This window comes from Microbacterium sp. ER1, from assembly GCF_023383675.1.
Taxonomy (GTDB): domain Bacteria; phylum Actinomycetota; class Actinomycetes; order Actinomycetales; family Microbacteriaceae; genus Microbacterium.
This window is the reverse complement of record NZ_QCXO01000130.1, coordinates 83907-103875: the sequence shown is the minus strand read 5'-3', so window position 1 is coordinate 103875 and position 19969 is coordinate 83907. Positions and strand designations below refer to the sequence as shown.

General features: G+C 69.8%; 21 protein-coding genes. 17 read left to right on the top strand and 4 right to left on the bottom strand.

From position 1 onward, the window contains the following. Positions 1 to 35: 35 nt before the first annotated feature. The 5 genes from BV453_RS06580 to ndk all read left to right on the top strand — a co-directional run bounded on the left by BV453_RS06580 (position 36) and on the right by ndk (position 6808). The gene (locus tag BV453_RS06580; protein ID WP_249521168.1) at positions 36 to 887 is read left to right on the top strand and encodes a DUF559 domain-containing protein; all 852 of its coding nucleotides are present in this window, start codon (positions 36 to 38) and stop codon (positions 885 to 887) included. Between the two features lie 312 nt (positions 888 to 1199). Beyond that, complete coding sequence (ileS, locus tag BV453_RS06575) at positions 1200 to 4628, top strand: isoleucine--tRNA ligase (protein WP_249521166.1); 3429 nt, start codon at positions 1200 to 1202, stop codon at positions 4626 to 4628. Next, positions 4625 to 5977: a folylpolyglutamate synthase/dihydrofolate synthase family protein gene (locus BV453_RS06570; RefSeq protein WP_144881232.1), complete on the top strand. Its 1353-nt coding sequence runs from the start codon at positions 4625 to 4627 to the stop codon at positions 5975 to 5977. The genes ileS and BV453_RS06570 overlap by 4 nt, the downstream gene beginning before the upstream one ends. Further along, positions 5974 to 6390, top strand: a complete 417-nt coding sequence (locus BV453_RS06565; protein WP_231919630.1) for a DUF4233 domain-containing protein — start codon at positions 5974 to 5976, stop codon at positions 6388 to 6390. Before BV453_RS06570 ends, BV453_RS06565 begins: the two co-directional genes overlap by 4 nt. A gap of 1 nt (position 6391) precedes the next feature. After that, positions 6392 to 6808: a nucleoside-diphosphate kinase gene (ndk, locus tag BV453_RS06560; RefSeq protein WP_025104977.1), complete on the top strand. Its 417-nt coding sequence runs from the start codon at positions 6392 to 6394 to the stop codon at positions 6806 to 6808. A gap of 67 nt (positions 6809 to 6875) precedes the next feature. On the opposite strand, the gene BV453_RS06555 is transcribed toward ndk, so the two are convergent. Then, positions 6876 to 7487, bottom strand: a complete 612-nt coding sequence (locus BV453_RS06555) for a vitamin K epoxide reductase family protein (RefSeq protein ID WP_025104976.1) — start codon at positions 7485 to 7487, stop codon at positions 6876 to 6878. A gap of 282 nt (positions 7488 to 7769) precedes the next feature. Between BV453_RS06555 and BV453_RS06550 the strand changes: the two genes are divergently transcribed. Next, positions 7770 to 10202: an Rne/Rng family ribonuclease gene (locus BV453_RS06550; protein WP_249521165.1), complete on the top strand. Its 2433-nt coding sequence runs from the start codon at positions 7770 to 7772 to the stop codon at positions 10200 to 10202. On the opposite strand, the gene BV453_RS06545 is transcribed toward BV453_RS06550, so the two are convergent. Next, positions 10164 to 10433 carry a DUF4031 domain-containing protein gene (locus tag BV453_RS06545; protein ID WP_025104974.1) on the bottom strand — a complete coding sequence of 90 codons (270 nt, stop codon included), beginning with the start codon at positions 10431 to 10433 and terminating at the stop codon, positions 10164 to 10166. The genes BV453_RS06550 and BV453_RS06545 overlap by 39 nt on opposite strands. Before the next feature lie 213 nt (positions 10434 to 10646). Between BV453_RS06545 and rplU the strand changes: the two genes are divergently transcribed. The 11 genes from rplU to BV453_RS06490 all read left to right on the top strand — a co-directional run bounded on the left by rplU (position 10647) and on the right by BV453_RS06490 (position 18297). Further along, positions 10647 to 10955, top strand: coding sequence for a 50S ribosomal protein L21 (rplU, locus tag BV453_RS06540; RefSeq protein WP_025104973.1), 309 nt, complete (start codon positions 10647 to 10649; stop codon positions 10953 to 10955). An 18-nt stretch (positions 10956 to 10973) separates the two neighbouring features. Next, the gene (rpmA, locus tag BV453_RS06535) at positions 10974 to 11231 is read left to right on the top strand and encodes a 50S ribosomal protein L27 (RefSeq protein WP_025104972.1); all 258 of its coding nucleotides are present in this window, start codon (positions 10974 to 10976) and stop codon (positions 11229 to 11231) included. A gap of 98 nt (positions 11232 to 11329) precedes the next feature. Beyond that, positions 11330 to 12829, top strand: a complete 1500-nt coding sequence (gene obgE / locus BV453_RS06530; RefSeq protein WP_249521164.1) for a GTPase ObgE — start codon at positions 11330 to 11332, stop codon at positions 12827 to 12829. Further along, the gene (gene proB / locus BV453_RS06525) at positions 12826 to 13611 is read left to right on the top strand and encodes a glutamate 5-kinase (protein WP_249521163.1); all 786 of its coding nucleotides are present in this window, start codon (positions 12826 to 12828) and stop codon (positions 13609 to 13611) included. The genes obgE and proB overlap by 4 nt, the downstream gene beginning before the upstream one ends. Before the next feature lie 9 nt (positions 13612 to 13620). Further along, positions 13621 to 14874 carry a glutamate-5-semialdehyde dehydrogenase gene (locus tag BV453_RS06520; protein ID WP_249521162.1) on the top strand — a complete coding sequence of 418 codons (1254 nt, stop codon included), beginning with the start codon at positions 13621 to 13623 and terminating at the stop codon, positions 14872 to 14874. Positions 14875 to 14941: 67 nt separating this feature from the next. Beyond that, a complete protein-coding gene (locus BV453_RS06515; protein ID WP_025104968.1) occupies positions 14942 to 15163 on the top strand; it encodes a hypothetical protein in 222 nt (73 codons plus the stop codon). A 6-nt stretch (positions 15164 to 15169) separates the two neighbouring features. Beyond that, positions 15170 to 15772 (top strand): nicotinate-nucleotide adenylyltransferase, encoded by a 603-nt coding sequence (gene nadD / locus BV453_RS06510; RefSeq protein WP_029989831.1) that lies wholly within the window; start codon positions 15170 to 15172, stop codon positions 15770 to 15772. Then, positions 15769 to 16830, top strand: a complete 1062-nt coding sequence (locus tag BV453_RS06505) for a hypothetical protein (RefSeq protein ID WP_025104966.1) — start codon at positions 15769 to 15771, stop codon at positions 16828 to 16830. Before nadD ends, BV453_RS06505 begins: the two co-directional genes overlap by 4 nt. Then, positions 16830 to 17210 carry a ribosome silencing factor gene (gene rsfS / locus BV453_RS06500; protein WP_025104965.1) on the top strand — a complete coding sequence of 127 codons (381 nt, stop codon included), beginning with the start codon at positions 16830 to 16832 and terminating at the stop codon, positions 17208 to 17210. Before BV453_RS06505 ends, rsfS begins: the two co-directional genes overlap by 1 nt. A gap of 1 nt (position 17211) precedes the next feature. After that, positions 17212 to 17901 (top strand): SDR family oxidoreductase, encoded by a 690-nt coding sequence (locus BV453_RS06495; protein WP_025104964.1) that lies wholly within the window; start codon positions 17212 to 17214, stop codon positions 17899 to 17901. Positions 17902 to 18039: 138 nt separating this feature from the next. Continuing rightward, positions 18040 to 18297 carry a hypothetical protein gene (locus tag BV453_RS06490; protein WP_164498151.1) on the top strand — a complete coding sequence of 86 codons (258 nt, stop codon included), beginning with the start codon at positions 18040 to 18042 and terminating at the stop codon, positions 18295 to 18297. Positions 18298 to 18360: 63 nt separating this feature from the next. Here the strand turns inward: BV453_RS06490 and BV453_RS06485 are convergent, their stop codons facing one another. Then, positions 18361 to 18534 carry a hypothetical protein gene (locus BV453_RS06485; RefSeq protein ID WP_164498152.1) on the bottom strand — a complete coding sequence of 58 codons (174 nt, stop codon included), beginning with the start codon at positions 18532 to 18534 and terminating at the stop codon, positions 18361 to 18363. Between the two features lie 103 nt (positions 18535 to 18637). Beyond that, on the bottom strand, positions 18638 to 19840 hold the full coding sequence (locus BV453_RS06480) for a DUF3500 domain-containing protein (protein WP_249521161.1): 1203 nt from the start codon (positions 19838 to 19840) through the stop codon (positions 18638 to 18640). Positions 19841 to 19969: the final 129 nt, after the last annotated feature.

Below are 19969 nucleotides of genomic sequence, written 5' to 3'. Positions count from 1 at the left end.
GAGCGAGGGAGGGGTGGGGGAGCAGCATCGAGGGCATGAACGGGATGAGGCGGGCGCGGCTGCTGCAGGCGATGCGCGAGGTCGACGGAGTCGCACGGGTCGAGCGGCTGCGGGATCGCGGGGTCAGTCGGTACGACCTCGAGACGGCGGTCGCGGAGCGGATGATCCGGCGGGTGCGGGTCGGGTGGGTGGCGCTGCCCGATGCCGATCCGCGTCGGGTGACCGCGGCCCAGCACGGTGTTCTGCTGACGTGCGTGACGCAGGCGCGGCGGCTGGGTATCTGGGTGCACGACGAGAGGCCGCGCCTTCACCTCGCGGCCAGCCCGGGCAGCCGGGGTGGCAAGCCGCCGGAGGCACGCGTGCACTGGGCTCGGCCTCTGGTTCCGCGACACCCGGATGCCCTGGAGGACCCGATCGAGAACGTGCTGAGCCTGGTGTCCACGTGTGAGCCGTACGAACAGGCGCTCGCGACCTGGGAGTCGGCATTGAACAAGGGTCTCGTCGATCGAGAGAGGCTGCTCCGACTCCGCTGGGGACCGCGCGGGTGGCGGCTCCTGGGCGAGGCGCTGCCGTTCGCGGATGCGGGGCTCGAGACCTACCTGCGCGTGCGACTGCGCTGGCTCCGTCTGCCGCTGCGCTTTCAGACATGGATCGCCGGACATCGGGTGGATGCCCTGATCGGGGAGCGGCTCGTGCTGCAGATCGACGGCGGCACGCATGTCGGAGCCCAGCGCGACCAGGACAACCGTCACGATGCGGAGCTGAAACTGCGCGGCTTCCACGTCATCCGTCTGGGCTATCACCAGGTGATGGACGAGTGGCCCGCGGTGCAGGACCTCGTCATGCGCGCCGTCGCCCAGGGACTGCATCGTGCTCGCACGACGTGATGTCGCAGATCCCGCCCCGGGTCGCAGGGGTGTCTCCGGTTCCTGCGACGTGGAAGGGAATCCGCGGGAGGAGGAGCACGCGTACAATGGGCACACGAGCATCGATCCGGCCATCACCGGGGAGCTCTCGGAAGAACGGTCCGGCGACGGACTCAGTAGAACCGAGCGGGGCAGGCCCGTCACAGCCGCAGTGAGAGTGGTCCGTGGGTCTCTGAGCTTGTCGAGGAGACGCAGGGGCACGCGAGGTGGTACCGCGGTCCGCGAGGATCGTCCTCGCAGCAGCATCCGCCACGACGACCACTGCGAGAGACCATGACCTACCCGCGCTCCTCCTTCGGCCCCGCTGCCGACCAGGCCACCACTGTGGCGCCGAGCCCCCGCTTCCCGCAGATCGAGGAGGAGGTGCTCGACTTCTGGAAGACCGACGACACCTTCCGCGCCTCCATCGAGCAGCGCGAGGGTGCCCCCGAGTGGGTGTTCTACGACGGCCCTCCCTTCGCGAACGGTCTGCCGCACTACGGCCACCTGCTCACGGGCTACGCGAAGGACGTGTTCCCGCGCTTCCAGACCATGATCGGGCACAAGGTCGACCGCGTCTTCGGATGGGACACCCACGGGCTCCCCGCCGAGCTCGAGGCGATGAAGCAGCTCGGGATCACCGAGAAGAGCGAGATCGAGGAGATGGGGATCGACGTCTTCAACGAGAAGGCGCGCTCCTCGGTCCTGAAGTACACGCGGGAGTGGGAGGACTACGTCACCCGCCAGGCCCGGTGGGTGGACTTCGAGCGCGGCTACAAGACGCTCGACCTCGGCTACATGGAGAGCGTGCTCTGGGCCTTCAAGACCCTGTACGACAAGGGGCTCGCCTACGAGGGGTACCGTGTGCTCCCGTACTGCTGGCGCGATGAGACGCCGTTGTCCGCCCACGAGCTGCGCATGGACGACGACGTCTACCAGATGCGACAGGACCCGTCGGTCACGGTCACCTTCCCGCTCACCGGCGCGAAGGCCGAGGCGCTCGGGCTCACCGGCGTGCGCGCCCTCGCCTGGACGACGACCCCCTGGACCCTGCCGACCAACCTCGCGCTCGCCGTGGGGCCGGACATCGAGTACGTCGTGCTGCCCGCCGGTCCCGCCGGCGCCTCCGACGTGCACCAGGGACGCGCCGCTCCCTCGGCCGACCAGCTCGCGGTCGAGGCCTCTGCGCACCGCTACCTGCTCGCGAAGGATCTGCTCGGCGGGTACGCCAAGGATCTCGGTTACGAGAGCCCGGAGGACGCGCTCGCCGCGGTCGACGCCACGCTGCGCGGTGCGGAGCTGGCCGACGTCACCTACGACCGCCTGTTCGACTACTACGCGGACGAGGAGACCTACGGCACGGGGAACGCCTGGCGCATCCTCGTCGACGACTACGTCACCACCACCGACGGCACCGGCATCGTCCACCAGGCACCCGCCTACGGTGAGGACGACCAGCGCGTCGCCGGCGCTGCGGGCATCCCGACGATCCTGTCCCTCGACGACGGCGGGCGCTTCCTCCCGAACGTCACGGATGTCGCGGGCGAGCTGTGGATGGACGCGAATACCCCGCTCGTGCGGATCATCCGCGACAACGGTCGCCTGGTCCGGCTGCAGAGCTACGAGCACTCCTACCCGCACTGCTGGCGCTGCCGGAACCCCCTCATCTACAAGGCCGTGTCGAGCTGGTTCATCCGGGTCACCGACATCAAGGACGACCTCCTCGCGAACAACGAGCAGATCACCTGGGTGCCGGAGAACGTGAAGGAGGGGCAGTTCGGCAAGTGGCTCGAGGGCGCCCGCGACTGGTCGATCAGCCGCAACCGCTATTGGGGCTCGCCCATCCCGATCTGGAAGAGCGACGACCCGGAGTACCCGCGCGTCGACGCCTACGGCTCGCTGGAGGAGTTGGAGCGCGATTTCGGCACGCTGCCGCGCAACCCGGAGGGCGAGGTGGACCTGCACCGCCCCTACATCGACGATCTGACCAGGCCGAACCCCGACGACCCCACGGGCAAGAGCACGATGCGGCGCATCGGCGACGTCTTCGACGTGTGGTTCGACTCCGGCTCGATGCCGTACGCCCAGGTGCACTATCCGTTCGAGAACCAGGAGTGGTTCGACTCGCACTCCCCGGCGGACTTCATCGTGGAGTACATCGGCCAGACCCGCGGCTGGTTCTACGTCATGCACGTGCTCTCGACGGCGTTGTTCAACCGCCCGGCGTTCACGGGCGTCAGCTGCCACGGCATCGTGCTCGGCAGCGACGGCTACAAGATGTCGAAGTCGCTGCGCAACTACCCCGACGTGTCCGAGGTTCTGGACCGCGACGGGTCCGACGCGATGCGCTGGTTCCTGATGTCCAGCGCAGTGCTCCGCGGCGGCAACCTCATCGTCACCGAGGAGGGCATCCGGTCCGGCGTGCGGGAGTTCCTGCTGCCGCTGTGGAACTCGTGGTACTTCTTCGCGACGTATGCGAATGCGTCGACAGGCTCAGCAACCCAGGGAGGAGCAGGCTCAGCAACCCAGGGAGGCGGGTACGAGGCATCGTGGCGCACCGACTCGACCGACGTCCTCGACCGGTACATCCTCGCGCGCCTGGGCGATCTCGTCCGCGAGGTCCGGGCCGATCTGGAGGGTCTGGACTCGACCACCGCGTCCGCGCGGCTGCGTGACTTCGCCGAGGTGCTGACGAACTGGTACATCCGCCGCTCGCGGGACCGGTTCTGGGTGGGCGTGACGGACGACCCGAAGAGCCGCGAGGCGTTCGACACCCTGTACACCGTGCTGGAGACGCTGTGCCGCGTGGCCGCGCCGCTCGTCCCGCTCATCAGCGAGCGCGTGTGGCAGGGGCTCACCGGCGGGCGCAGCGTGCACCTGCAGGACTGGCCGGATGCGGATCAGTTCCCCGCCGCCGACGAGATCCGCGACGCCATGGATGCCGTCCGTGAGCTATCGAGCGTCGGCAACGCGCTGCGCAAGAAGGAGAAGCTGCGCGTGCGCCTGCCGCTCGCACGGCTCACGGTGGTCTCTCCGCTCGCGGCCGACCTCGGTCAGTTCGAGGACATCCTCCGCGAGGAGCTCAACGTGAAGACCGTGGAGCTCGTCCCGCTGACCGATGAGGCAGCCGGGGAGTACGGCATCAGCCACCGGCTGAGCGTGAACGCCCGCGCCGCGGGTCCGCGCCTCGGCAAGGACGTGCAGAAGGCCATCCAGGCCGCGCGCTCGGGTGACTGGTCCGAGACCGACGGCGTCGTGACCGCCGGCGGCATCGCGCTGGAGCCCGCCGAGTACGACCTCGTCCTCGAGACCACGGGTCGCCCCGAGGGGGAGGCCCTGGCCATCGTCCCGTCCGGAGGGTTCGTCCTGCTCGACACCGACACGACGCCGGAGCTGGAAGCCGAGGGCATCGCCCGCGACGCCATCCGCGTCGTGCAGGAGGCGCGCAAGAACGCCGGGCTCGACGTCAGCGACCGGATCGTGCTGGCCCTCAACGCCGCTCCCGCGGAGGCGGCGGCGCTGGAGACCCATGCCGACCTCATCGCCGCCGAGACGCTCGCCGTGGCGTTCGCCGTGCAGCCGACCGATGACCTCGACCGGCTCGTCGACGAGGTCACCAGCCCCGGAGACGGCGTGCATCGGAGCGGGGCGAAGGCCCTCGGGGCCGGGAAGGCGCCGCTCCTCGTCACGATCGACACGAACCTGGAGAAGGTGGGCGCATGAGTGCGAGAGACCGGGCCGACGCCGTCTACGAGACGCTGCTGAGCCGTGCCGGGGAACGCTGGGTGCAGCCGCGCAAGGAGCGGACGGCGCGGATCCTCGAGTACCTCGACGATCCCCAGCGCACCTACCGCGTCATCCACATCACCGGCACCAACGGCAAGACGTCGACCGCGCGGATGATCGAGAGCCTGCTGCGTGCCCATGACCTGCGCACCGGCCTGTTCACGAGCCCGCACCTGGAGCGCTTCACGGAGCGCATCATGATCGACGGCGAGCCGATCGCCGACGAGGCCGTCGCCGACGCCTGGGACGAGATCGAGCCCTTCGTGGGGATCGTCGACGCCGAGCTCGAGGCGGCAGGGGAGGCCCCCCTGACGTTCTTCGAGCTGCTCACGGTCCTCGCCTTCGTCGCGGTCGCCGACGCGCCCGTCGACGTGCTCGTCCTCGAGGTCGGCATGGGTGGCGAGTGGGACTCCACGAACACCGCGGACGGCGACGTGGCGGTGTTCGCTCCGATCGACATCGACCACGCGGACCGCCTGGGAAGCACGATCGCCGAGATCGCCCAGGTCAAGGCCGGCATCATCAAGGAGGGCGCCGCCGTCGTCTCCGCCCAGCAGCCCGCCGAGGCCGCCGAGGTGCTGCGCCGCGTGGCCGCGGAGCGCCATGCCACCATCGCCTTCGAAGGCGAGGATTTCGGGCTCGCCGAGCAGAAGCTCGCCGTGGGCGGTCAGCTCCTCACCATCCGGGGCCTTGCGGGGCAGTACGAGGAGGAGTACCTGCCGCTGTACGGCGCGCACCAGGGCCACAACGCCGCGCTGGCCGTCGCCGCCGTCGAGTCGCTCATCGGCGGCGCCGGCCAGGCGATCGCCGGCGGCGTCATCTCCGACGGACTCCAGGGCAGCACATCTCCCGGCCGCCTGCAGCTCCTCGGCATCGCTCCCACCGTCATCGTCGACGCCGCGCACAACCCGCACGGCGCCGCGGCGCTCGCCCAGGCGCTGGACGACAGCTTCGACTTCGACGAGTGGGGCCTGGTGCTCGGCGTCCTCGCGGAAAAGGACGCGGCGGGGATCGTCGCGCGGCTCGCGCCGGCCGCCGCGCACGTCTTCGCGACCGCGCCGGAGTCGGACCGCGCCAGCGATGCCGACCTCATCGCCGATCTCGTCGAACAGGCCGGACAGCGCGCCACCGTGCACCCGTCCCTCGCAGACGCCGCGGACGCGGCCCGGGAATGGGCGGCCTCGTCGGATCGTCGGGCCGTGGTCATCGCCGGCTCCGTCGTGCTCGCGGGCGAGGCGATCGCGCTCTCCGAAGAGGAGGACTGGAAGTCGGGGTGGCGCGCATGAGTGCCGCCGCCGCCCCGCGTCGACCGCGCGCCCCGCGCACCCTCGTGCAGAAGCTCGCCCCGGTGGTGCTCGGCTTCGAGGCGATCGTCGTCTTCCTCGTCGGCCTCACCATCTTCGGCCTGAAGGCTCTGCCCGCCGGCATCGAGCAGTGGTGGGGGATCGTGGGCGGTGCCGTCGTGGCCGTTGCCTGCGTCGTCATCGCGGGCATGATCACGAAGCCCTGGGCGATCCCCGCCGGGTGGATCGTGCAGATCGTGGTCGCGTTGTCGGCCATCGCCGTCCCTGCGGTGCTTCTCGTCGTCCTGATTTTCGGCGGCATGTGGGCGTATGCGACCATCATGGGGGCCCGCCTGGACGCACGACGCCCGAGCGGGGCTCCGACCGCGCAGAACGCAGACACAGAGAGTGAATGACATGGCCACCGAAGAAACCCTCGTCCTCGTCAAGCCGGACGGTGTCGCCCGCGGCCTCACCGGCACGATCCTCGCCCGCATCGAGGCGAAGGGATACGCCCTCGTCGACATCCGCCTCGTCGAGCCCGACCGCGACCTGCTCGCCGCGCACTACGCCGAGCACGAGGGCAAGCCGTTCTACGAGCCCCTGCTCGAGTTCATGATGTCCGGCCCCTCGGTGGCGATCCGTCTCGCCGGCAACCGTGTCATCGAGGGCTTCCGCTCTCTCGCCGGCACGACCGACCCCACGACCGCCGCGCCCGGCACCATCCGTGGTGACTTCGGTCGCGACTGGGGGCTCCAGGTGCAGCAGAACCTCGTGCACGGCTCGGACAGCCCCGAGTCGGCCGCCCGCGAGCTGGGCATCTGGTTCGACTGATCCCGACCCTCACGACGAAGCCCGTCCGCCGGAATGGCGGACGGGCTTCGTCGTTCTCACGGAGAGATCAGAACAGGATCTTCGCCATCTCGCCGAGGAAGTCGAGTCCCTGCAGCTGCGCGAGGAAGATGATGAGCGCGTACGCGATGACGGTCGCCAGCGGCACCCACGGCATGAGCTTCTCGGCGCGCGCTCGGACCTTCGCGTTGCTCGTGAAGGTGCCGTTGCGGGCGAGATGGACCATCGTGGCGAAGAAGGTGGGGATCGTCACGGCCCAGGTGACCATGCACCAGGGGCAGAGCACGAAGAGGCTGTACAGGCTCTGCGCGATCAGCCAGCACACGAGGCCGAAGGCGAAGGTGATGCCCGCGCCGAACGCCGCCCAGAACCACCGCGGGAACCGCGCCCCGGCGAGGATCGCGACGCCGACGACGAGCGGCGCCATCCAGCCGGTGAGACCGATGATCGGGTTCGGGAAGCCGAACACCGATCCCTGCCACGACTGCAGGTTGACGCTGCACTGGATGAACGGGCTGAGATCGCACCCGAGCGCTTCCTGCGGCTTCTCCAGCAGTGCGAACTTCTCGACGGTGAGCTGGAAGGCGGCGTACCAGCCGATGACGCTCGCGATGATCAACCACACGGCATAGACGACGGGGCGGGTGCGCTGCTCGCTCATGCTCAGGATTATCCCAGCGACGGCTATGGAAAGGGCGAGAACCGCCCGGAGAAAACGGGCGGTGAGCGACGGGATGCCGCGATCGGACCGACTTGGTGCGATAATGACCTGTGATGCGATGAACGGCGTTGCCGCGACACGCGTCGAGCAGACTTCGGGGCCCATGCCCCACGCGACCAGAGCCATGAGCCGGTCGCAGGCCGATTGAGTTCGCGGCACCCGCGGGTGCCGCATGAGATTTCACGGGACACGCAGTGGACCGTGCCAGGGAGCACGCCAGAGATGGCCGATGAGAACAATGACAACAACGCCCCCGCCCTCGACGCCCCGGCTGATGCCGCGGAGCCGCTGACGGCGCCCACCCACGCCGCAGAGCTCGAGGCGGAGAGCGAGGCTCCCGCGGCGCAGGCTCTGTCCGAGGACGTCCCTGCGGAGTCCGAGGCTTCCGCGGAGTCCGAGGCCGCTGCGGAGTCCGAGGCGCCTGCCGAGCCCGAAACTCCTGCCGAGCCCGAGGCCCCTGCGGAGTCCGAGGCTCCTGCCGAGTCCGAGGCTCCTGCCGAGTCCGAGGCTCCTGCCGAGCCCGAGGCCCCTGCGCAGCCGGAGAAGCCTGCGCCGGTCACCGCCGTGTCGCTCGGACTGCTGCCCGAGGTCTTCGTGTCGCAGGTGTCGACCCAGCTGCACTTCTACGCACCGGAGATCGTCCCGCTTCCTGCTCGTCCCGGTCGTGACGACCGTGCGCCGGAGCGCGACCAGGACGAGTCCGGGGGAGGGCGCCGCGGGCGTCGTCGCCGCGGCGGCTCCGAGGGCGATGACCAGCGCGACGAGCCGCGGCAGCGCCAGCGCGTCGTCGAGTACATCACCGAGCCGAAGGCGATCAAGGGCTCGACGCGCCTCGAGGCCAAGAAGCAGCGCCGTCGTGACGGCCGCGACGCCGGTCGTCGTCGTCCGGTCGTGACCGAGGCCGAGTTCCTCGCACGCCGGGAGTCCGTCGACCGCAAGATGGTCGTGCGCTCCAAGAACGGCCGCACGCAGATCGGGGTGCTGGAGGACGGCGTGCTCGTGGAGCACTACGTCGCCCGCAATCAGGACGCCTCGCTGATCGGCAACGTCTACCTCGGTCGCGTGCAGAACGTGCTTCCCAGCATGGAGGCCGCGTTCGTCGACATCGGTCGCGGCCGCAACGCCGTGCTCTACTCGGGCGAGGTCGACTGGGACGGCGTCGAGACCGGCAACCAGCCCCGTCGCATCGAACTGGCGCTCAAGCCGGGCGATCGCGTGCTCGTCCAGGTCACCAAGGACCCCGTGGGGCACAAGGGCGCCCGCCTCACGAGCCAGATCTCGCTGCCCGGCCGCTACCTGGTGTACGTGCCCGGCGGCTCGATGAACGGCATCAGCCGCAAGCTGCCCGACAACGAGCGCGCGCGACTCAAGCGCATCCTCAAGGAGGTGCTGCCGGAGTCGTCCGGCGTGATCGTCCGCACGGCGGCCGAGGGCGCCACCGAGGAGCAGCTGACCCGCGACGTGCAACGCCTCACCTCGCAGTGGGAGCACATTCAGAAGCAGGTCGAGAGCCAGCAGGCCCCCGCGCTCCTGCACGCCGAGCCCGACCTGCTCGTGAAGATCGTCCGTGATGTCTTCAACGAGGACTTCACGAAGATGCTCATCCAGGGCGAGGAGTCGCAGCGCACGATCCGGGCGTACCTGGAGAGCGTCGCGCCCGACCTGCTCGAGCGCGTCGAGGCCTATGAGGACGACGTCGACCCGTTCGACGCGTTCCGGATCACCGAGCAGATCGAGAAGGCGCTGGATCGCAAGGTCTGGCTGCCCTCCGGCGGCTCACTCGTGATCGACCGCACCGAGGCCATGACGGTCGTCGACGTCAACACCGGCAAGTTCGTCGGCTCGGGCGGAAACCTCGAGGAGACCGTCACCAAGAACAACCTCGAGGCCGCGGAGGAGATCGTCCGCCAGCTGCGTCTGCGGGACATCGGCGGCATCATCGTCGTCGACTTCATCGACATGGTGCTGGAGTCCAACCGCGACCTCGTGCTGCGTCGACTCATCGAGTGCCTGAGCCGCGACCGGACGAAGCACCAGGTCGCCGAGGTCACCTCGCTCGGTCTCGTGCAGATGACGCGCAAGAAGCTCGGCCTCGGCCTGCTGGAGACCTTCAGTGAGGCGTGCGAGGTGTGTGCGGGTCGCGGCGTGATCGTCCACCACGACCCGGTCGTGAAGCACCGCGCGAACGGCAACGGCAACAACAACAACGGCGGCAACGGCAACGGCGGACGCCGCCAGCGCGGGAACGGCGGCAACGGCAACGGCAACGGCGGCGGAAACCACTCCGCCCCCGCCGCCCCGCCGGTGACCCACAGCATCACCGAGGGGGCCAAGTCGGCCCTCGCGCAGATCGCCGCGTCCACGATCGCCCCTGCCGGTGACGCGGTCGCCGAGGCTCCGGCCGCCGAGCCCGCACCGGCTCCTGCGTCGGAGCGCCCGAAGAAGGCCCGGAAGAAGCGCGGGGACCGCAAGGGGCCGAAGACGCCGACCGAGGAGCTTCTCGACTCGGTCCTGGACGCGCTTCCGGAACCCAAGGCGCCGGGTCAGGGTCGTGGACGGCGTCGGGTCACCACCGCCGCGCTGTCCGGCACGCCGGTGTCCGTGAGCTCGGAGGCGTCAGTGGCGCCGGTCGCGTCCGCGGACCCGGAGGCCTGACGCGATCAGGCGGGTGACCAGCTCCCTGCCGGAGACGTGCTGTGCACCGCCGGCGATGAGCCGGGGGACCGCGTCCTCAGGGACGTCGTAGTGATCGAGGTCGAAGGCCCGCGCCGGGATCCCGTGGCTGCGCGCGAACGCGTGCAGCTCGTCGAGGTTGTCGTCGCTGACCAGGTGCGCCCACAGGCGTCCGTGGGCGGGCCAGCGGGGGTCGTCGACGAGTACGGTCACTCCGTCAGCCTACGACCGGCCCCGTCACCCGGCTCACTTTGCGAGGTCGTCCGGCATCCGGTAAAGTAGTCCCTTGGTGCGCATGCCGCCTCGTCCTCGACGGCCGAAGCGGAGAGTCTTGCATTCGCGCCCGTCGTACCAGCGACGCATGCAAGCAACAGTCTTCCCGTGAGATTCTCGGAGCCGCGTGCTCCCCAACGAAACAGGTATGAAGTGGTTTACGCAGTAGTGCGCGCCGGTGGCCGGCAGGAGAAGGTCGAGGTCGGCACCATCGTTCAGCTCGACCGTGTTCAGGCTGCCCAGGGCGACAAGATCCAGCTGCCCGCCGTGCTGCTCGTCGACGGCTCCACGGTGACCACCGACGCCGACGCGCTGGCGAAGGTCACCGTCACGGCTGAGGTCGTCGGCAACCTCCGCGGCCCGAAGATCGTCATCCAGAAGTACAAGAACAAGACCGGCTACAAGAAGCGTCAGGGCCACCGCCAGGAGCTCACGCGCGTCAAGATCACCGGCATCAAGTAAGACCGAGGAGACCAGGACATGGCACACAAAAAGGGCGCAAGCTCCACCCGTAACGGTCGTGACTCCAACGCACAGCGCCTCGGCGTGAAGCGCTTCGGCGGTCAGCAGGTCCTCGCCGGCGAGATCATCGTCCGCCAGCGCGGCACGCACTTCCACCCCGGCGCCAACGTCGGCCGTGGTGGCGACGACACGCTGTTCGCTCTGGCCGCCGGTGCGGTCGAGTTCGGCGCGAAGGGCGGCCGCAAGGTCGTCAACATCGTCGCTGCTGCTGAGTGATCACAGCACCACGCTAAACATCCGGTTCGGGGCGGGCTTCGGCTCGCCCCGTCCGTGTATCTGCCGTCAGGCACCCTGAGCAACCGAAGGACTCGCACATGGTCACGTTCGTCGACACCGTCACTCTGCACCTGCGTGCAGGCAAGGGCGGCAACGGCTGCGTCTCCGTGCACCGGGAGAAGTTCAAGCCCCTCGGTGGTCCGGACGGCGGCAACGGCGGCGACGGCGGCGACATCGTGCTCGTCGCCGACACGCAGACCGGCACGCTGCTGTCGTACCACCACTCGCCGCACCGCTCGTCGGGCAACGGCGGACCGGGCATGGGCGACCACCGCTCCGGCTTCGACGGCGAGACCCTGGAGCTCCCCGTCCCGGTCGGCACCGTGGTCAAGAACCCGAACGGCGACGTCCTGATCGACATGATCGAGCCGGGCGAGCGCTTCGTCGTGGCCGCGGGCGGTCAGGGTGGACTGGGCAACGCGGCCCTGGCGACCCCCAAGCGCAAGGCTCCCGGGTTCGCCCTGCTCGGCACCCCGGGCTTCGAGGGCGATGTCGTGCTCGAGCTCAAGACCGTCGCCGACGTGGCGCTCGTGGGCTACCCGTCCGCGGGCAAGTCGAGCCTCATCGGCGCGATCTCGGCCGCACGGCCCAAGATCGCCGACTACCCCTTCACGACGCTGCACCCGAACCTCGGTGTCGTCCAGGTGGAGGACTTCCGCTACACCGTCGCCGATGTGCCCGGCCTCATCGAGGGCGCCAGCGAGGGACGCGGGCTCGGACTCAAGTTCCTGCGGCACGTGGAGCGCTGCTCCGCCCTGCTGCACGTGCTCGACTGCGCGACGCTGGAGCCGAACCGCGACCCCATCTCGGACCTCGACGTCATCCTCGCCGAGCTGGCCGCGTACGAGGTGCCGGAGGGGCAGACGCCGCTGCTGGAGCGCCCGCAGTTCGTGGCGCTGAACAAGGTCGACGTGCCGGAGGCCCGTGACCTCGCCGACCTCGTGCGTCCTGACCTGGAAGCCCGTGGTTTCCGGGTGTTCGAGATCTCCACGGTCTCGCACGAGGGGCTGCGCCCCCTCACGCTCGCGCTCGGCGAGCTGGTCGAGCAGCACCGCAAGGAGACCGCGGTCGAGGCGCCGCGCGAGCGCGTCGTCATCCGGCCGAAGGGCTCCGTGAAGCCGTTCACCATCCGCGTCGAGGGCGGCACCTACGGCAACATCTACCGCATCCTCGGCGAGAAGCCGGTGCGCTGGGTCCAGCAGACCGACTTCCAGAACGAGGAGGCCGTGGGCTACCTCGCCGACCGTCTGGAGAAGCTGGGCGTCGAGGACGAGCTCTTCCGCCTCGGCGCCGTGCAGGGTTCGACCGTCGTCATCGGCGAAGGCGACAGCATCGTCTTCGACTGGGAGCCGACGATGAGCTCCGCCGCCGAGCTCATGACGGCACCCCGCGGCACCGACCCGCGTCTGGCGCCGAACGCCCGCCGCACCACGTCCGAGCGGCGCGAGCAGTACTACGAGCGCATGGACGCCAAGGCGCAGGCGCGCGCGGAGCTGGAGGCCGAGCGCCTGGCCACCTACCGCGAGGACGAGGCGTGACCTCACGCACGCGCGCCGACCTCGCGACGGCGACGCGGATCGTCGTGAAGGTGGGCTCGTCGTCCATCAGCGGCGAGTCGTCCTGGCGCATCCCGGTGCTCGTCGAGGCGCTGGCCGCGGCGCATGCCCGCGGAGCAGAGGTCGTGCTCGTGTCGTCGGGAGCGATCGCGTCCGGCATCCCCTTCCTCCGCCTGGACGCGCGGCCCACCGACCTCGCCACGCAGCAGGCCGCGGCCGCGGTCGGCCAGAACATCCTCGTCTACCGGTATCAGGAGGCCCTGCGGCCCTTCGACATCGTCGCCGGTCAGGTGCTGCTCACCACCGGAGACCTCGAGAACCCGACGTCGCGGTCGAACGCGCGTCGCGCCATGGAGCGTCTGCTGGGGCTGCGCATCCTGCCGATCGTGAACGAGAACGACACCGTCGCGACACAGGAGATCCGCTTCGGCGACAACGACCGGCTCGGCGCTCTCGTCGCCCAGCTCATCGAGGCCGACGCGCTCATCCTCCTCAGCGACATCGAGTCGCTGTACACGCGCCCGCCGAGCGACCCCGGCGCGGAGCCCATCGACATCGTGGCCCCCGACGCCGATCTCTCCGGGCTGGAGTTCGGCGCCACCGTCGTCAACAGCGTCGGCACCGGGGGAGCGGCCACGAAGGTCTCCGCCGCCCGGCTGGCCGCGGCTTCCGGCATCGGCGTCCTCGTCACCAGCGCGGACCTCGTCGCCCAGGCGCTCGCGGGTGCCGACATCGGAACCTGGTTCGAGCCGGCCACCTCCTAGACTGGGCGGATGACCGACCTCACCCCTCAGACGCGCCTGGAGCGGGCCAAGGAGGCCTCGCGGGAGACAGCCGCCCTCACCAGCGACGACAAGGCGCGGGCGCTGGAAGCCGTCGCCGTCGCCCTCGAGGCGAACGCCGCCCGGATCATCGAGGCCAACGAGCGCGATGTCGCGCGCGGGCGTGACAACGGAATCGGCGAGTCCCTCATCGATCGGCTCCGCCTCGACGAGAAGCGGGTGTCGGCTCTCGCAGCCGCCGTCCGGCAGGTGGCCGCGCTGCCCGATCCCGTCGGCCGGGTGGTGGGTGGCCATCGGATGCCCAACGGCGTGGCCCTCGAGCAGGTGCGCGTCCCGTTCGGGGTGGTCGGCGCGATCTACGAGGCGCGTCCCAACGTGACCGTCGACATCGCGGCTCTCGCGCTGCGATCCGGCAATGCCGTGGTCTTGCGCGGAGGCAGCGCCGCGCGCGATTCGAACACGGTGCTCGTCGACGTGATGCGCGCCGCCCTCGGCACGGCGGGCGTGACGCCGGAGGCGATCCAGACCGTCGACGACTTCGGGCGCGACGGGGCGAAGGCGCTCATGCACGGCCGCGGCTTCATCGACGTGCTCGTGCCGCGCGGCAGCGCCGGTCTCATCGAGACCGTCGTGACGGAGTCGACCGTGCCGGTCATCGAGACGGGCGCGGGGAACGTGCACATCCTGCTCGACGAGAGCGCCCCGGACGACTGGGCCTGCGACATCGTCGTGAACGCCAAGGTGCAGCGGCCGAGCGTGTGCAACGCGGTCGAGACGGTCCTCGTGCACCGGCAGGCCGCCCCGCGGCTGATCCCCCTCGTCGCGAGCGCGCTCATGAGCGAGGGCGTGGCGATCCACGGCGACGATGTCGTGGCGGGCCTCGTCGCCAACGTGATCCCGGCCACGGAGGAGGACTGGGCCACCGAGTACCTCAGCCTCGACGTCGCCATGAAGGTGGTCGACAGTCTCGACGACGCTCTCGACCACATCCGCCGCTACAGCACGGGTCACACGGAGTCGATCATCACCACCGACGCGCGCAACGCGGAACGCTTCCTGGCCGAGGTCGACTCCGCGGTCGTGATGGCCAACGCCTCGACCCGGTTCACCGACGGGGCCGAGTTCGGCTTCGGCGCCGAGGTCGGGATCTCGACGCAGAAGCTGCACACGCGCGGTCCGATGGGGCTCGCCGAACTGACCAGTACGAAATGGCTCGCGCGTGGGGCCGGTCAGACGCGCGGGTGAGGGCTAGACTGGGGGACGCTGTATCCCCACAGGACCCCCGAGACAGCACGCCACGAACGGAGTCAGGATGAACCTCGTCGCACAGATCGCGATGGCCGCCGCAGAGACCGAGCACCACGGCAACGTGGCCCTCGACACCCTGATCTTCGGAGTCATCGCCGCGATCGTGTTCGCCGCGCTCGGGATCGTGACGCTGTCGTACAAGAACGTCGCGAACCGTCACTCGGCGAAGGCCGAGGCCTGGGCGGCCAAGCACGGCAAGGACCACGAGGCGGGACACGGCCACTAGGCCCTCATGAGCACCGCGACCACGCGCGCACCGCGCATCGGCGTGATGGGCGGCACCTTCGATCCGATCCATCACGGCCACCTGGTCGCCGCCAGCGAGGTCGCGCACTCGTTCGATCTCGACGAGGTGGTGTTCGTCCCGACGGGTCGCCCGTGGCAGAAGGCGGACGTGACGCCCAGCGAGCACCGCTACCTGATGACCGTGATCGCCACGGCGTCCAATCCGCAGTTCACAGTGAGCAGAGTCGACATCGACCGCGCGGGACCGACGTACACGATCGACACCCTCCGCGATCTCAAGGCCCAGCGTCCGGACGCCGAGCTGTTCTTCATCAGTGGCGCCGATGCCGTGGCGCAAATTCTCAGTTGGAGAGACCATGATGAACTGTGGGAGTTGGCCCACTTCGTCGCGGTCTCCCGCCCAGGACACGTTCTGAGCATCGACGGCCTCCCGAGCGACGACGTCAGCCAGCTCGAGGTGCCGGCGCTGTCGATCTCGTCGACGGACTGTCGTGAGCGTGTCCGTGACGATCAACCGGTCTGGTACCTCGTCCCCGACGGGGTCGTCCAGTACATCGCGAAGCATCATCTGTATCGGAGCAAGGCATGAGCACATCGGATCAGCGAGGTCCGCTGACGCGGAAGCAGCTGCGGGAGATCCGGTTGACGGGATCCACCCCGATCATCAGCGAGGAAGAGGCCAAGGCCGCCGCGGAGTCCGCTCCTCCCGCCCAGCCGCTGCCCCGCGCCGCCGAGCCCGTCGTCGTCCCCCCGGCGCCGGTCGCCGAAGGCCCCGTCGAGCCCGGCGCCGCTCCGCTGACCCGCCGCCAGGCGCGGGAGCAGGAGAAGATCAAGACCGCCTCGGTCCCGGTCCACGGCGCGGAGGATCAGGCCGGGCACGACGTCGCGGCGGATCAGCAGCCGGCGGCACCGACGGAGGAGGACGACGTCGTCGATGACGAGGTCGCCGCGGAGCCCGTCAGCGCCGCCGACGTCGCCGATACCGTCGGCACGGTGCCCCTCGTCGAGGACGAGGGTGCGCAGACGGAGTCGGCTCCGGAGGATCTGTCGGAGGTACTCGGCGTCTCCGCGGAGGACGAGGCCTCGGACGAGGATCTCCTCGAGGAGGAGGTCGACGACGACATCGAGGCGGGCGAGCGCCCGACCGTGAGCCCGACGTTCGGGGAGGGGGTGCTCCAGGAGGATGCACCCGCCGAGCCCGCGCCGTTCCGTCCCTCGTTCGACGAGCTGCTCACCTCGAACGACTCCGGGGGCACCCAGCACTCGGCACCGAACGCCCTGATCTTCACGCCGTCGGCCGGCGAGGGTTCGCTGTCCGGGCCGGTGGCCTCCACGGGCGAGATCCTCGTCACGGGGTCCTACGAACTGCCCAAGGGGCTCGGTTCGCAGGGGCACGCTCACGGCACCACGGACGGCAAAGAGGTCGACGCCGTCCTCATCGACGGGGAACTCCCGCCCGCGTCGTCCCCGACTCCGATCGCGGCGAGCTCCGCGGTCAGCACCATCAAGCCCGCCGGCGAGGTGATCCGTCCGCCGGCACCCGAGAAGGGCAACCGGCTGATGCTGATCGCCGCCATCGTCGCGGGCGCCCTCGCGCTGGGCCTGGGCACGGCCCTGGTCATCGCCTTCACAGGAAACGTCTTCTGATGCAATCACCCGAAACCGCCGAAGAGATGCTGCGCATCGCCGCCGACGCCGCCGTGGCCAAGGGTGGTGAGGACCTCGTCGCACTGAACGTCTCCGAGCCGCTTCCGCTCGTCGACATCTTCCTCCTCGTGACCGGCAACAGCGAGCGGAACGTCGCCGCGATCGCCGACGAGATCGAGGACCGTCTCGTCGAGTCCGGACACAAGCGCGTGCGCCGGGAGGGGCGTGCCGAGGCGCGCTGGGTGCTGCTGGACTTCGGCGACCTCATCGTCCACGTCTTCCACCAGGAGGAGCGGGTCTACTACGGCCTGGAGCGTCTGTGGAAGGATTGCCCGGTCATCCCGCTCGAAGTCGCCGAAGCGTCGGCTGACAACGCCTGACATGGCCACGCACCTACTGACCGGTGCGGGGTCGGGCATCGGCGCGGTCCTCGCCCGACGGCTCGTGGAGCGCGGCGACGACGTCGTGGTGCTCGCGCGCGACGCGGGACGCGCGCGACAGATCGCCGAGGAGCTGCCGGGGGTCTCGACCCTGGTCGGCGACCTCGCCCAGCCGGGACGCCTCTCGTGGGCGCTCTCGAAGCAGAGTCTGCCGGATCGCATCGACTCCCTGGTGCACGCGGCCGGCGTCGTCGATCTCGGGACGGTGGGGGAGCTCACCCCGGCGCTCTGGGACCAGCAGCTCGCCGTCAATCTCGTCGCCCCGGCGGAGCTCACCCGTCTCCTGCTGCCCGTGCTCCGGGTCTCGCGGGGGCACGTCGTGTTCGTGAATTCCGGCGCTGGGCTCCGGGCGAGCCCGGGGTGGTCGGCCTACGCGGCCTCGAAGCACGGCCTGCGGGCTCTCGCTGACGCGCTGCGGCAGGAGGAGGCCGAGCACGGTATCCGCGTGACCTCGGTGTATCCGGGGCGGACGGCGACGCCCATGCAGGAGCGGGTGCACCGGCAGGAAGGCCAGGAGTACGACGCGACGCGGTTCATCACGCCGGAGGCGGTGGCGACGACGATCCTCACCGCGCTCGACCTGCCGCGGGACGCCCACCTCACGGATCTCACGGTGCGTCCCCAAGGCTGAACGAGCCGATCACACCATTCTCCTGCACCTCCTCGTGAGGGTGTCAAGGCCCTTCCCTTCCCTGGCGGGGTATCGGAGGCTCGTCATCAGAGAGTCCTGGAGGGCCGACTGATGTCAGAAGTTCCTGATCCCCGTTTCGTGCTTCACCGCATCACGCCGTCGGAGTGGGTGATCAACGATCTGCGCTATCCCCCGAACGACCCGCGCCATGTCGTCGCCTGCGTGTACGAGCTCGCCGACACCGAAGTCGAGGTGACGTGGCTGCGCGATCTTCCGCTCGCGATCCGATACGGCACGGCGTTCGAGGTGCTGGAGGAGGTCGAGCGGATGCAGGGGGCGAGCCGGGCGACGCGTCCCATCGCGATCCCGCATCGACCGCCGCTGCTGGCCACCTGAGCCGGCTCCGCGTGAGAAAGGGCACCCCTCCGTGAGGAGGCGGTGCCCTTTCCTGTGTCCGGATCAGTCGTCGTCGCCGGCGACGGCGGCGCGGTCGGCCTCCGCACTGTCGATCTGGGCGTCGTCCGCATCCTCGTCGAGCACTTCTTCGCCGTCCACCTCGCGCGTCGGGACGTCGTCGGCGTCCCCGTCGGCGATCGGCGGGAGAGGCGGGATCGGGGGAGTCGTGTTGGACATGTCGTCTCCTTTCGTCGGATGCCCTCTGTCTACGCCGGCATGCGCACCCTGGGGAGACCGTTGACGGGCCGTGGCGGGGGCGGCTACGGAGCCGGCTCCGACCTCAGGAAGCAGGGGGCGTGCCGCCGCCTCCCGGGCCGCCCATGCCGGACGCGGCCTGCTGGGTGACGCTGTTCGCATAGTCGTTGGTCGGATCGCGGTAGATGGTGTGCACGTGCCCCCAGCCCGACGTGGTCACGCCGTCGACGTCGGCGCCCGCAGAGCCCTGCTGCGCCTGGAACGCGACGTACACCTTCGGGCCGGAGATCGAGAAGTCGATGCCGTTCCCGGTGCTCATGTCGTACGTCGTCGCCCCGGACCAGGCGATGACGGTGTCATCCAGCGTCTCCTCGATGTCGGCCAGCGTGGACGCCGTGGTCTCCTCGTCGCTCATCCCGGCCCAGTTCGCGATGAGCTGGAGCAGCAGGTCCCGCTGCTCGTCGGAGAGGTCGGCCCCGGACAGCCCGGCTCCGCTGACGAAATCGCACGTGTCGCCCGGTGCGCACATGCTCACATCGCCGGAGGTCAGCGTGGCCTGCTGGTCGGCGGTGAGGCTTTCGAAGAACGCGAAGGCGTCCGTGTAGATCCCGTCGAACGGCTGCACCTCCTCGCCGTCCTCGTTCGTGTAGACGGCGGGCTGGACGCCGAGGTGCGTGGGCGCGAACGTGATCGCGTCGGTGCTGCCGTCCAGCGTGGCGTTGATCCCGAGGTGGTGCCCGCCGAACTGCACCTCGAAGGCGCTGTCGGTCGCCGTCGGATCGCCGAAGAAGGCGATGTAGTACTGCCCGAGGGAATCCTCGGTGCTGCTGCTGTTCTCGGCGAGGTACTCGTCGCCCCCCATGATCCCGGTGACGGTGGCGTAGGCCTCGTCGCGCAGTAGAGCCTCCAGCACGGCGAGCGCCGCCGTCTGCTGCTCTTCGGTCAGATCGGTGAGGTTCAGTCCTGCCCTCTGCACGAAGGTCACCGGGAAGTTCGACCACGACGTCGTCTTCGTCTCGTCGTCGAAGTCGTACAGCACGGCCTCCCTCTGCTCGTCGGTCAGCGTTGCGAGGAAAGCCTCGGCGGCGGCGGACGTGTCGGCGATCGACCCCGCGGTCGTTCCGGCATCCGTCGAGGCGGCGGCGGAAGCCGAGGCGGACGACGAGGCAGAGGTCGTCGGTTCGGCGGTCGTGGCTGCGGCGCAGCCGCTCAAGACGAGGCCGCCCGCGAGGACGAGGCCGGAGAGCCAGGCGAGGCGCTTCTGTGCGGGAGAGGATGTCGTGTTCATGCCTCCACGGTAGGAAGGGGACCGGTGGCAGCCCTATGATCTGTCGATGTCCTTCCTATGACGATGGAGCCGCGGCCACGCCACACCGTGTTCTTCCGGACGATGACCGGGACGCCGCCTCAGGCAGGC